Origin of the sequence: Flavobacterium limi, from assembly GCF_010645075.1 — a bacterium.
Lineage (GTDB): Bacteria > Bacteroidota > Bacteroidia > Flavobacteriales > Flavobacteriaceae > Flavobacterium > Flavobacterium limi.
In genome coordinates this window covers 190914-202666 of sequence record NZ_JAADZV010000006.1, presented here as the reverse complement: position 1 = coordinate 202666, position 11753 = coordinate 190914, and the positions used below count along the sequence as shown (strand labels likewise).

General features: G+C 33.7%; 12 protein-coding genes. 4 read left to right on the top strand and 8 right to left on the bottom strand.

Annotated features, from left to right (window positions below):
* The first annotated feature begins 2 nt into the window (after nucleotides 1-2).
* Nucleotides 3-689: a Crp/Fnr family transcriptional regulator gene (locus tag GXM16_RS13930; RefSeq protein WP_163395078.1), complete on the top strand. Its 687-nt coding sequence runs from the start codon at nucleotides 3-5 to the stop codon at nucleotides 687-689.
* Here the strand turns inward: GXM16_RS13930 and mazG are convergent.
* The 3 genes from mazG to def all read right to left on the bottom strand — a co-directional run bounded on the left by mazG (nucleotide 684) and on the right by def (nucleotide 2657).
* On the bottom strand, nucleotides 684-1454 hold the full coding sequence (gene mazG, locus GXM16_RS13925; protein WP_163395077.1) for a nucleoside triphosphate pyrophosphohydrolase: 771 nt from the start codon (nucleotides 1452-1454) through the stop codon (nucleotides 684-686). The two genes, GXM16_RS13930 and mazG, sit on opposite strands and share 6 nt — an antisense overlap.
* Before the next feature lie 93 nt (nucleotides 1455-1547).
* A complete protein-coding gene (locus tag GXM16_RS13920) occupies nucleotides 1548-2027 on the bottom strand; it encodes a DUF5606 family protein (RefSeq protein WP_163395075.1) in 480 nt (159 codons plus the stop codon).
* A gap of 39 nt (nucleotides 2028-2066) precedes the next feature.
* Nucleotides 2067-2657, bottom strand: coding sequence for a peptide deformylase (gene def / locus GXM16_RS13915; protein WP_163395073.1), 591 nt, complete (start codon nucleotides 2655-2657; stop codon nucleotides 2067-2069).
* 186 nt (nucleotides 2658-2843) lie between these two features.
* Here def and GXM16_RS13910 point away from each other — a divergent pair, with 186 nt between their 5' ends.
* Complete coding sequence (locus GXM16_RS13910; RefSeq protein ID WP_163395071.1) at nucleotides 2844-5063, top strand: FUSC family protein; 2220 nt, start codon at nucleotides 2844-2846, stop codon at nucleotides 5061-5063.
* Between the two features lie 45 nt (nucleotides 5064-5108).
* On the opposite strand, the gene GXM16_RS13905 is transcribed toward GXM16_RS13910, so the two are convergent.
* The 4 genes from GXM16_RS13905 to GXM16_RS13890 all read right to left on the bottom strand — a co-directional run bounded on the left by GXM16_RS13905 (nucleotide 5109) and on the right by GXM16_RS13890 (nucleotide 8683).
* Complete coding sequence (locus GXM16_RS13905) at nucleotides 5109-6608, bottom strand: malate:quinone oxidoreductase (protein WP_163395069.1); 1500 nt, start codon at nucleotides 6606-6608, stop codon at nucleotides 5109-5111.
* A 125-nt stretch (nucleotides 6609-6733) separates the two neighbouring features.
* Entirely contained in the window at nucleotides 6734-7150 is a 417-nt protein-coding gene (gene ruvX / locus GXM16_RS13900) for a Holliday junction resolvase RuvX (protein ID WP_163395067.1), read from the bottom strand.
* Nucleotides 7151-7173: 23 nt separating this feature from the next.
* Nucleotides 7174-7908: a class I SAM-dependent methyltransferase gene (locus GXM16_RS13895; protein WP_163395065.1), complete on the bottom strand. Its 735-nt coding sequence runs from the start codon at nucleotides 7906-7908 to the stop codon at nucleotides 7174-7176.
* Between the two features lie 145 nt (nucleotides 7909-8053).
* The gene (locus GXM16_RS13890; RefSeq protein ID WP_163395064.1) at nucleotides 8054-8683 is read right to left on the bottom strand and encodes a PAS domain-containing protein; all 630 of its coding nucleotides are present in this window, start codon (nucleotides 8681-8683) and stop codon (nucleotides 8054-8056) included.
* Nucleotides 8684-8944: 261 nt separating this feature from the next.
* Between GXM16_RS13890 and GXM16_RS13885 the strand changes: the two genes are divergently transcribed.
* The gene (locus GXM16_RS13885; RefSeq protein WP_163395062.1) at nucleotides 8945-9760 is read left to right on the top strand and encodes a 2,3,4,5-tetrahydropyridine-2,6-dicarboxylate N-succinyltransferase; all 816 of its coding nucleotides are present in this window, start codon (nucleotides 8945-8947) and stop codon (nucleotides 9758-9760) included.
* 129 nt (nucleotides 9761-9889) lie between these two features.
* Nucleotides 9890-10948: a glycosyltransferase family 9 protein gene (locus GXM16_RS13880; protein ID WP_163395061.1), complete on the top strand. Its 1059-nt coding sequence runs from the start codon at nucleotides 9890-9892 to the stop codon at nucleotides 10946-10948.
* Here GXM16_RS13880 and GXM16_RS13875 read toward each other — a convergent pair.
* Complete coding sequence (locus GXM16_RS13875) at nucleotides 10941-11753, bottom strand: glycosyltransferase family 2 protein (RefSeq protein ID WP_163395059.1); 813 nt, start codon at nucleotides 11751-11753, stop codon at nucleotides 10941-10943. The two genes, GXM16_RS13880 and GXM16_RS13875, sit on opposite strands and share 8 nt — an antisense overlap.

Below are 11753 nucleotides of genomic sequence, written 5' to 3'. Positions count from 1 at the left end.
CTATGAATAAATGTGACCAATGTATCGTACGCCAGCTTTCTTCATTAAAAGCTCTTAATAAAGAAGAAGTTATAAAATTAGCAAATAGTAAAACTACTCACAAAATAAAAAAAGGAGAAGCCATTTTTGAGGAAGGCGAAGTAACCAATGGTGTTTTTTGTGTAAAAGATGGAGTTGGAAAACTTTCCAAATTAAGTGCCAACGGAAAAGATCAGATTATAAAACTGGTAAAATCCGGAGAGCTTTTAGGACAACGTTCCATGATTAGCAATGAACCTGCAAATTTATCTGCAAAAGCCATTGCAGACATGGAGGTTTGCTTTATTCCAAAATCTGAAATTATACATTTCTTTAATAATAACAATCAGTTTTCATTGAACCTGATGCAATCCGTTTGTGAAGATTTGAAAGAATCTGAAAACGATAAAATTGCCTTAGTTCAAAAAACAGTAAAACAACGTTTAGCCGAAACCTTATTACATTTACATGATGCTTTTGGAGAAAATGCAGATAAGACATTGAAAGTTCAGCTCACCCGTGAAGAACTTGCAGGTATGATTGGTACTGCCACAGAAAGCTGTATTCGATTACTGTCTGATTTTAACAAACTGGAATTGATAGAATTAGTGGGTAAAAAAATTGTATTGAAAGATATAAAAGCCTTAAAAAGGCTTTCAGAACAATTATAACTTTTTAGCTTCGTTCCAAAACACATCCATTTCCGCCAGAGTCATTTCCATCAACGGTTTTCCTAATTGCTCTGCTTTACTTTCTAAATACTGAAAACGTTTGATAAATTTTTTATTGGTTCGTTCCAGGGCATCTTCGGGGTTTACATTTAAAAATCTGGCATAATTGATCATAGAAAATAGAACATCCCCAAATTCAGCTTCAATTTTATCCTGGTTTCCGGATTTAACTTCAACTTGCAATTCCTGCAGTTCTTCCTGTACTTTATCCCAAACCTGATGCGGTGCTTCCCAGTCAAAACCAACCCCTTTTACTTTATCCTGTATTCGGCTGGCTTTTACCAAGGCAGGCAAACTTCTCGGAACACCTTCCAAAACAGATTTTTTCCCTTCTTTTAGTTTTAGTTTTTCCCAGTTTTGTTTGACTTCGTCTTCGTCTTTCACTATAGTATCACTATAAATATGGGGGTGGCGATGAATCAGTTTATCACAAATTTCATTGCAGACATCGGCTATATCAAAATCATTCGTTTCAGAACCTATTTTAGCATAAAATACAATATGAAGTAATAAATCTCCCAGTTCTTTTTTAACTTCATTCAAATCATTATCTAAAATAGCATCTCCTAGTTCGTAAGTTTCTTCTATGGTGAGGTGCCTTAATGTTTGTAAAGTCTGCTTTTTATCCCAGGGGCATTGCTCACGGAGTTCATCCATAATAATTAATAATCTTTCGAAAGCTTTAAGCTGAAGTTCTTTGCTCATTTTATGATTTTTTGTTGTAACCTAATCCTGTAAAAGTAAAAAATCCTGTTAAGAAAACATCTTAACAGGATTGTATATTTGAATATAGAACTACTATTCTTCTTTTTTAGCTTTTGCTTTTTTGGCAGGAGCTTTTTTTACCGGTTCTTCAACAGCAATTTCTTCAGATGTTGAAGTTGCAGCCGGAGCTTCATCAGTAACTAACCCTTTTGCCTGAAGCATGTTATACCAGTTTAATACTTTTTTAATATCAGATGGATATACTCTTTCTTCGTCATATTCCGGCAAAATCTCTTTGAAATAAGCTGTTAATTTTGCATTGTCTTCTTTATGTGAAATAGCCTGTTCCTTGTTTTCTTTAACGGCAATACGCTGCATTACTTCCGTCAAAGGTTTCTCCCCTTCATAAGTATAGATTGAAATTTCAGACAATAAACTTACGTTACTTTTTAAGTTTACAGTAATTTTTTTTCCGTCTAATAATGATTCTGCCACAAAACCTGTACGCGTTTGCACTTTCAATACATATAAACCAGGCTTTCCTGAAATGGCTAAAATTTTGTCTAAATTCATGTTTATTAAATTAGTATTAAGAATTTTTGGTATTATCTATTATCTTCCTTTTTTAGCGGATGCAAATTTCATTCTGTATTCCTGAAAAGTTTTACCCTCTGTAATATTTTTCAGTTTCTTCTGGATCAGACGTTTTTTTAAAGATGATATTTTATCTGTAAACAATATTCCCTCAATATGATCATATTCATGTTGAATAACTCTTGCAATCAATCCTTCAAAAACTTCCGTTTTTGTTACAAAATCTTCCTCACAATATTCAAGTGTTACCGTAGGTTTTCTATATACATCTTCACGGACATCAGGGATACTTAAGCATCCCTCGTTAAAACTCCACTCCTCTCCTTCTTCTTTAATAATTTTAGGATTGATAAAAGTTCTTTTGAAACCTTTTAAGTTTTTTTGCTCGTCTTCCTTTAGTTCTTCATCATCACTAAAAGGTGCTGTATCAATTACAAACAAACGAATTGCCAAGCCTACTTGTGGTGCAGCAAGTCCCACGCCATAAGCATTATACATGGTTTCGTACATGTTTGCTATTGTTTCTTTTAAGTTTGGATAATCCGGCGTAATTACCTCACCAACTTTTCTTAAAACAGGATCCCCATATCCTACAATTGGTAAAATCATCTATATTGTATTATTTATTTTTATTAAATGAAAAATTAATCTAATCCTTCAAATTTAGCAGTCAAAAATAGTAAAAAATAGTCAATGACCATTTGAAAATAGTATATTAAATCTCATTTTGACTGTTATTAAAATCTGAGCCATAATTATGCCAAATTATCTTACCTTTGTTTTAAACTAATTTATATGTTTGATCGTATTGCAAAATTCACCAACAGCACTTCGTTTTTAAATGCCACAAAAGTCACGATAGCCTCTGTTATTCCTGTATTAATTTTTAATCTTTTAGGACATTTTGAAATTGGTTTTACGATTGCATTAGGTGCTTTTTATACTTATCCCAGTGATATTCCAAGCACATTAAGTCACAAAATAAAAGGATTGATTGTAGCTTCTTTTATTGTTTCCGGGGTAAATTTACTAGTAAATCTTGCTTATCCATATCCTTATTTATTCTACCCTTTTTTAGGATTTTTACTTTTTTTATGCTCTATGATTTCTGTCTATGGTCAAAGAGCCACTTTGGTTTCGTTTTCTGCTTTAATATCAATCTCTTTATCATTTGGACATATACATAAAGGCTGGGAAGCCTTTGCTTACTCAGGCTATATTTTTACCGGAGGAATTTTATATCTAATTGTTTCTCTTGCTTTTCATTTCATACAGCCTTATAAATATATCGAACTTGAAATTGCCCGTGGAATCAGATTAACCGCAAAGTATTTAAAACTAAGAGGAGATTTGTGGAGTCCGGAAGCGAACCGAAAAACAATTATCGAAAAACAACTAAGCATTCAGGTAGAGTTAAATGAGATTCATGAGGATTTACGAAAAGTGCTTATTGGAAACCAAAGCAGCTCTGCTACGAGTCAGAACCGAAAAATGTTGCTGGTTTTTATTACTCTGCTTGAAATTCAGGAACTGGCATTATATACGTCTTTCGATCACAGTAAAATTCATGAAAAATTTGACAAACATCCGGATGTCTTAAGAACATATCAGAATGTTGCATACAAGTTGGCTTCAACCTTAAAAAAACTTTCTAAAAACGTGCATCATATTGCGGTTTACGTAGATAAAAATGATTTAAAAAATGAACTTGATGCTCTTGAATTTGCCATTTTTGACTACGAAAAAACATTAGGAAAAGAAGAAGCCGCAGAAGGGGTTCTGATGCTAACCAACATGCTGAAATATGCTAAAAATCAGGTAGGAAAAATCAAGATCATACAAAGGGCATTTTCATTGGCAATGCAATCTTATAAACTTAAAGAAAAAGACAAGGAACTCGAAAAATTCCTGACACCACAATATTACCCATTACGTACACTGATTGAAAACCTTAGTTTTTCTTCTTCTATTTTCAGGCATTCTGTCCGATTGACGATAACCATTTTAATTGGATTTATAGTTGGGAAGTTTCTTCCTTTTCAAAACGTATACTGGATTTTGTTAACCATTGTTGTTATTATGCGTCCTGGATATGGCTTAACAAAAGAACGGTCTTACAATCGTATTTTCGGTACACTTTTAGGAGGTTTATTGGCATTCGGAATTGTTTCTGTTGTGCAAAATCATGTGGTTTTAAGTATTTTTTCAATCATCTGTATGCTCCTTGGAATTTCTTTCGCCCAGACCAATTATAAAATCAGTGCAACTTTTGTAACCATGTATGTCGTTTTTATTTATGGGATTTTAGTGCCAAATGTTGTTGAAGTAATTCAGTTCAGGATTCTTGATTCACTTGTCGGGGCAATTTTAGCTTTCCTCGCCAATCAGTTTTTATGGCCAGCCTGGGAATTTATAAATACACCTATCCATATTGAAAACTCTATTCGTGCCAATAGGACTTACCTCAGGGAAATTGCAGACTTTTATAATAAAAAAGGAGAAGTTCCCACTTCTTACCGACTTGCCAGAAAAAATGTTTTTATAGAAATTGGGAATCTCATGACCTCCTTTCAGCGTATGATGCAGGAACCAAAATCAAAGCAAAAAACGCTGCCACTTGTAAATAAATTAGTGGTTCTAAATCATTCTTTGCTTTCTGCTTTGGCCTCATTATCAACTTATATCCAGGCACATCAGACTACATCAGCATCAGAATCATTTAATTATATCATTAAAACTATCTTATTAAATTTAGATCATTCGATTTCAATTTTAAGAAATGAAACTATCATAACCGATACTTTTTTTGACAAAGAAGACGTGACTTTGCAATTTGAAGAAATGAAACGTAAAAACTTTACTCGTCTTGCAACAGATGAAGAATTGGATAAGGAAACCAGGCAGGCTAAAATGCAGGAAGCTCAAATGGTAATTGAGCAATTGATCTGGATGAGTAATTTAGCTGAAAAAATATTAAAAATTACAAAAGATTTAAAAGCAACAAATCCGGATTAATACATCCGGATTTGTTGTTTATAATAAAAGATTATATTTTCTATATTAATTTCTGTTCAGCTTTAAAACTTCAGCTGTGTGCTTTCTAAGTTCTTCTAAAAGCTCCGGCTTGTCATTTAAAGTCTGTTTGTAAGAAGGAATCATATTTTTAAGTTTAGCTTCCCATTCAGGTGTATTGATCTGATCTTTAAAACATCTTCCTATTAAATCAACCATAATTGAAACTGCTGTAGAAGCTCCCGGAGATGCTCCTAATAAAACAGCCAGCGTTCCGTCTTGTGTATTGATTACTTCAGTTCCAAATTCTAAAACACCACCACCATTTTCACCTTTTTTAATTACCTGAACACGCTGACCTGCTTTTTCTAAAACCCAGTCTTTAGATCTTGCAGTTGGCAAATATTCACGTAAAGCTTTTATTCTGTCTTTTGGAGACTGGCGAACCTGCTCTATTAAATATTTTGTTAGCGGTATATTGTTATATCCTGCAGATAACATTGGAATCAGGTTGTTTGCTTTTATAGATAATGGTAAATCCAAATATGATCCATTTTTTAAGAAACGAGTTGAAAATCCTGCAAAAGGTCCGAAAAGTAATGCTTTTTCACCATCAATTACACGGGTATCAATATGTGGAACAGACATTGGAGGCGCTCCAACACTTGCTTTTCCGTAAACTTTTGCCTGATGTTTTGCAATAACTTCGGGATTTGTACATTTTAACCACTGACCACTTACCGGGAAACCTCCATAACCATGACCTTCAGGTACATTTGCTTTTTCTAATAATGGCAATGAACCTCCTCCGGCACCAATAAATACAAATTTAGTATAGGCCTTTCTTTTTTGGCCAGACCCCAGATCTGTTATTTTAATTCTCCATGATTTGTCATCGCGCTGTTTTAATTTTTTAACCTCATGGTTAAAATATAGACTCACACCGTCTAATTTTTCCAGATAGTTAAACATACTTCTGGTCAAAGCACCAAAATTCACATCGGTACCAATTGCCATTGTAGTGGCAGCCAGTTTTTCACCAGGCTCTCTTCCTTCCATCACTAGAGGCATCCATTGTTTCAATTGCTCAAAGTCAGTGCTAAAAAGCATTTCAGCAAATAATGGATTTTTTTGTAAAGCCTCAAAACGGGTTTTAAGGTATTTAACATTTTTTTCTCCCCATACGAAACTCATGTGAGGCACGCTTTTGATAAAATTTTCAGGCGAAGGCACCTTGTTTTGCTGTACTAAATAAGACCAAAACTGGCGTGAAACCTCAAAAGCTTCAGCAATACTGATGGCTTTTTTAGGGTCTACAGAGCCATCGGCTTTTTCAGGAGTGTAATTTAATTCACAAAAGGCAGAATGTCCTGTCCCTGCATTATTCCATGCATCTGAACTTTCAGCTGCAGCAACATCTAATCTTTCGTAAATTTCAATCTTTATATCAGGTTGTAATTCTTTCAAAATTACTCCGAGTGTAGCACTCATAATTCCAGCTCCAATAAGCACTACTTCACTATTGGAACGTATCGTATTGTCAGGCATAACAGTATTTTATTTTAAAGTGCAAAGTTACTTTTTATAATCCCAAAAAAAAACTAATTTTAGGAAGATAATAGTTAGATAATTACATTTTTTTCTAAATAAAGTGAAATTTATAAGCCTAAAACTTAAAAACGATTAGAAGAAAGATAGTCCTGAAGCATAATCGTTGCGGAAATTTCATCAATCAGTCCTTTGTTCTGTCGCTGCTTTTTGCTTAGTCCGCTGTCGATCATTGTCTGAAAAGCCATTTTTGAAGTAAAGCGCTCATCTACCCGGACAACTTTCATATCCGGAAAAATATTTGAAAAATGGGTGACAAAACCTTTTATGACAGATGCACTTTCTGAGGGCTCTCCGTTCATTTGTTTCGGCTCACCAATTAAAACCGCTTCAACTTTTTCTTTGGCAAAATAATCCTTCAGAAAATCAATTAAAGTATGGGTTGGAATCGTTGTTAAACCCGAAGCTATAATTTGCATTTCATCGGTGACAGCAATTCCGGTACGCTTTTGTCCGTAGTCTATGGAGAGAATTCTGGGCATTTCATTATTTTTTTCAAAGATAACTATTTTAATTTTCCGATTCTAAGCAACAGCGGAAATGTAACTTTCTTATCATTACTTTCCCATGAAAGTTTCAAGTCCTCATAAATCAAATCAATTGGATTTTGATTATTTTTTGAAATATAATGTTGTACTGAAGACCAGGTCTGAAGATATCCGACAAGCTCCTCAAATGTCCAGATGAATTGATTTTGAAATTTCTCTGTGGCAATTTCATCAAACGGAAACGGAATCGTTTCATAATTTTCATCCAGATACTTTCGTTCAGCATCCCAGTAAGCCCCTACTATATCATAATAAAAATGTCGTAAAATTTTATCTGAATCCGGATTGGTAAAAAATAATCCATAGCCTAATACCGCAAATATACCTTCAGGTTTTAAAATTCTGTAAATTTCTTTATAAAACTCTTCAAATTTAAACCAGTGTACAGCCTGCGCCACAACAATCAGATCAAATTGATGGTTTGCAAAAGAAGTTTTCTCGGCAGATTCTTTGTGATAAATTATATTTTCTGCCTGAATCGCATTATCCAGCTGCTTCTGACTAATATCTGTTGCAAATACATTTTTAAAGTGAGCAGAAAGTTTATGGGCTACCTGACCGTTTCCTGTAGCCAGATCCAATGCCGTTGATTTATCATCTACAAATGAAATTATATACTGAATCATTTCTTCCGGGTATTGGGGACGAAATTTAGAATAATCAGCTGCCTGTTTTGAAAAATTATCTTTCATAGTGCTTTTTTATATGCTATCCTAAAGGTAACCCTTTTTAATCATATTTCCAGAATTATAGAAACTGCAAAAAATCCGCCCTGAAAAATTCAAAACGGATTTTAACCAAATTTAAAACAACTAAAAAAATTATTATAAAGCAGTATTATCTGCCGAATAGTCTGCTAAAAAAGCCTCTTTCCTCTTCTTCGTCTTCTGCTTTCATTTCGTAATTGGCAAATTTTGACTGAGCCTTTTCATGCTCATAAATCAGTTCTTTAATATATTCAACATAGCTTCTCTTTTTTTCTTCCAGAAACCCAATCAGATATTTTTCGCTAAACTCAACTCCGCTGGCAGCTTCAATTTGCAGTAATTTTTTATACAGAGGTTCAATATGGAGCGAAATAACTTCCTGAGGTACAGCTTGTCTTCTTCCAAAATAATTCACAATTACACCGTTTTCATCTTTAGAAATTTCAAAATCGGTAATTACCCAGTAATACCTTCCTGACTTGGCTAAGTTTTTTACAATAGCATGAAAATTTTTTCCTTGTTTCAGATTCTCCCAAAGCACTTTAAAAATAACTTTTGGCATATCCGGATGACGAATAATATTATGTGGCTGTCCCATTAATTCATAATCTTCATAACCTGAAACATCTACAAAAACTTCGTTGGCATATTCTATAATACCAAAAGCATTTGTTTTACTCATAATTACTTGTGTCTTGTCCCACGTGACTTCCTTATCTATAACTGCAACACAGTTTTGTAAATGGTTTTCCTGATTCATATTGATTTGATATTAATTTAAAATTTATCTTTAATTCCTATTCTTTCTCAGGAATTATGAGACAAAACTAAATAGAACAAAAATCATGAAATCTGATTTTTATCATGTAAAACGATTAAATAAATTCCATTTTAGAAATATTTCCAGAAACACAAATATCTGATCAAATTAAAAACAAAAAGTTAAATTTGTAACATTTTCAAATTGATTTGCTTTTTTGATTCTACTCAAATAAACTATCTTTGCCAAAAATTTAAACATATGAGTTCTTTACAAACTATAATTGAACAAGCTTGGGAAAACAGAGCTTTATTACAAGAAGAAACAACTACTAATGCAATTAGAGAAGTTATCGAATTATTAGATTCAGGAAAACTTCGTGTTGCTGAACCAAAAGGAGACGGATGGCAGGTTAACGAATGGGTAAAAAAAGCTGTTGTGATGTATTTCCCGATTCAAAAAATGGAAACATTAGAAGCCGGAATCTTCGAATACAATGACAAAATGTTGTTAAAAAGAGATTATGCTGAAAAGGGAGTTCGTGTAGTTCCGGGAGCTTCTGCCCGTTACGGTTCTTACATTTCAAGCGGTGTAATTATGATGCCGAGTTATGTGAATATTGGTGCTTATGTTGATGCCGGAACAATGGTGGATACATGGGCAACTGTTGGTAGCTGTGCTCAAATTGGAAAAGACGTTCACTTAAGCGGCGGTGTTGGTATTGGAGGCGTTTTAGAACCATTACAAGCAGCTCCGGTTATTATAGAAGATGGCGTTTTTGTCGGTTCACGCTGTATTGTGGTAGAAGGCGTTCATGTTGGTAAAGAAGCTGTTCTGGGAGCAAATGTATGTTTGACTGCTTCAACAAAAATCATTGACGTTACAGGAGACGAACCAGTTGAAATGAAAGGTTTTGTACCAGCACGTTCTGTTGTAATCCCTGGAAGTTATACTAAAAAATTCGCAGCAGGTGAATATCAGGTTCCATGTGCTTTGATTATAGGTACCCGTAAACCATCTACAGATTTAAAAACTTCATTAAATAATGCGTTACGCGAATATGACGTAGCAGTATAATTTTAAATGTCAATATTTTAAATTCCAAATTCCAAATTATGACTGGAATTTGGAATTTTTATTTTAAAACTAATCTTAATTGATTTTTTTTACTTCAATTTGTACTCTCTTAAAAGATTCGATTTCTATATGAAGATACTTGTAATTCAACAAAAAATGATTGGCGATGTGCTCGCGAGTTCAACAATTTGCAATACTTTGAAAAATGAATATCCAACAGCACAAATAGATTACTTAATTTATCCCTTTACAAGTCCGGTTGTTGAAAACAATCCAAATATTGATAATCTTATACTTTTTACGGATGAGTCCAAAAAAAGTAAAATTCAACTTTTAAAGTTTTGTCTTAAGATCAGAAAATCAAAATACGATATTATTATTGATGCATATGGAAAACTGGAAAGCAATATGATTACTGCTTTCTCCGGAGCGAAAACCAAAATCGGTTTTTACAAATCTTACACTAACTTAATTTATACCCATACTGTTAAAGAACTTTCTGTACCCAAAACAACAGCAGGACTGGCTCTTGAAAACAGAATGCTTCTACTACAATCGTTTGACCTGAAAAAGGCGTTAAAAGTTAAGCCGGAAATCTTTCTGAAAGACTCTGAGATTGAAAACGGAAAACAAATTCTGATTCAGAACCAAATTGATTTTTCTAAAAAAACATACATGATTGGGGTTTTAGGAAGCGGAAAAACGAAAACCTATCCTGGCAAATATATGGCTGAACTTCTGGATAAAATTGTTTCGGATACAAATGCTACATTATTATTCAATTATATTCCGTCACAATTACAAGAAGCACAGGAAATCTTTGATTTATGTCAGCCTGAGACACAAAAAAACATCAAAATTGATATTGTTCCCAAATCCATCCGAGAATTTTTATCAATTACATACCATTGTGATGCCTTAATTGGCAACGAAGGCGGAGCCGTAAATATGGCGAAAGCACTAAACAAACCAACATTTACTATTTTTTCAACCTGGATTAAAAAAGAAGCCTGGAATAGTTTTGACGACGGAATAAAAAACGTTTCAGTACACTTAAAAGACCTGAAACCTGAATTATACGGCGAAAAGTCGGCTAAAGAAATGAAGAATCAGGCTATGGATTTATATCAGGTTTTTACACCAGATTTAATCATTCCTGTTTTAGAAGAATATCTAAAAGCTAATTAGAATCGATCCCTATTGTAGTTTTTACAACTTTATTCTTTTTTGTATTTTCTCTGATTGCGAAGTTTTTCTTCCAGGTTGCTTCGTTTACATACCCTCTGGCATGGTCTAAATGTACCACAATAGCACTATAGCGGATTTGTTTGGATTTAAGTCCTTTATTAAAAAGCCTCTCTCCTAACTCTCTATCCTGCCCTCCGTATTGCATTTCCTGGTTAAAACCGTTTATAAAAACCAGGTCTTCTTTCCAGCCTGATGCATTATGTCCGTTCCAGGTAGCTTTTGTAGGAGTTACAGCATTTAAAAATTTAGCCAAAAGCCCTGAAGCTGTCAATTTAGAATTTTTGAATGATTTTTTTAAGCCATTCTGGATAAGCCATTTTACATCAAAACAATTCTGTGATAAAATATCATTTTTGGTAATAGCTTTAGAGATATCCATAGGCAGCATAAAATAACCTCCTGAAAGGAAATAGCCTTTTTCTCTGTAATTCAGATGCGTTGCTACAAAGTCTTTTCTCGGAATGCAGTCTCCATCGGTAAAAATGAGATAATCCGAACTGGAAGCCATTATTGCTTTATTTAAAATCTGAGATTTCTGAAAACCATTATCCTCCTGCCAAACATGTATTAAAGGCATAGAGATCTGAGTTCTCAGGTTATCTAATAATTCTTTCGTTTTTGGCCTGGAACCATCATCAGCAATAATAATTTCAAAATTGGTTTCGGTTTGAATACTTAATCCCCAAATGACCTTTTCAAGCCATTCTTCGGCATTATAGGTACTCATTATTACAGATGCTTTCAT

Coding starts and splice junctions, on each gene's coding strand:
- GXM16_RS13895 (WP_163395065.1), bottom strand. CDS start 7,908: ATGAAAGATAATTTTTCAAAACAGGCAGCTGATTATTCTAAATTTCGT.
- GXM16_RS13910 (WP_163395071.1), top strand. CDS start 2,844: ATGTTTGATCGTATTGCAAAATTCACCAACAGCACTTCGTTTTTAAAT.
- def (WP_163395073.1), bottom strand. CDS start 2,657: ATGATTTTACCAATTGTAGGATATGGGGATCCTGTTTTAAGAAAAGTT.
- GXM16_RS13905 (WP_163395069.1), bottom strand. CDS start 6,608: ATGCCTGACAATACGATACGTTCCAATAGTGAAGTAGTGCTTATTGGA.
- GXM16_RS13930 (WP_163395078.1), top strand. CDS start 3: ATGAATAAATGTGACCAATGTATCGTACGCCAGCTTTCTTCATTAAAA.
- ruvX (WP_163395067.1), bottom strand. CDS start 7,150: ATGCCCAGAATTCTCTCCATAGACTACGGACAAAAGCGTACCGGAATT.
- GXM16_RS13875 (WP_163395059.1), bottom strand. CDS start 11,753: ATGAAAGCATCTGTAATAATGAGTACCTATAATGCCGAAGAATGGCTT.
- GXM16_RS13890 (WP_163395064.1), bottom strand. CDS start 8,683: ATGAATCAGGAAAACCATTTACAAAACTGTGTTGCAGTTATAGATAAG.
- GXM16_RS13885 (WP_163395062.1), top strand. CDS start 8,945: ATGAGTTCTTTACAAACTATAATTGAACAAGCTTGGGAAAACAGAGCT.
- mazG (WP_163395077.1), bottom strand. CDS start 1,454: ATGAGCAAAGAACTTCAGCTTAAAGCTTTCGAAAGATTATTAATTATT.
- GXM16_RS13880 (WP_163395061.1), top strand. CDS start 9,890: ATGAAGATACTTGTAATTCAACAAAAAATGATTGGCGATGTGCTCGCG.
- GXM16_RS13920 (WP_163395075.1), bottom strand. CDS start 2,027: ATGAATTTAGACAAAATTTTAGCCATTTCAGGAAAGCCTGGTTTATAT.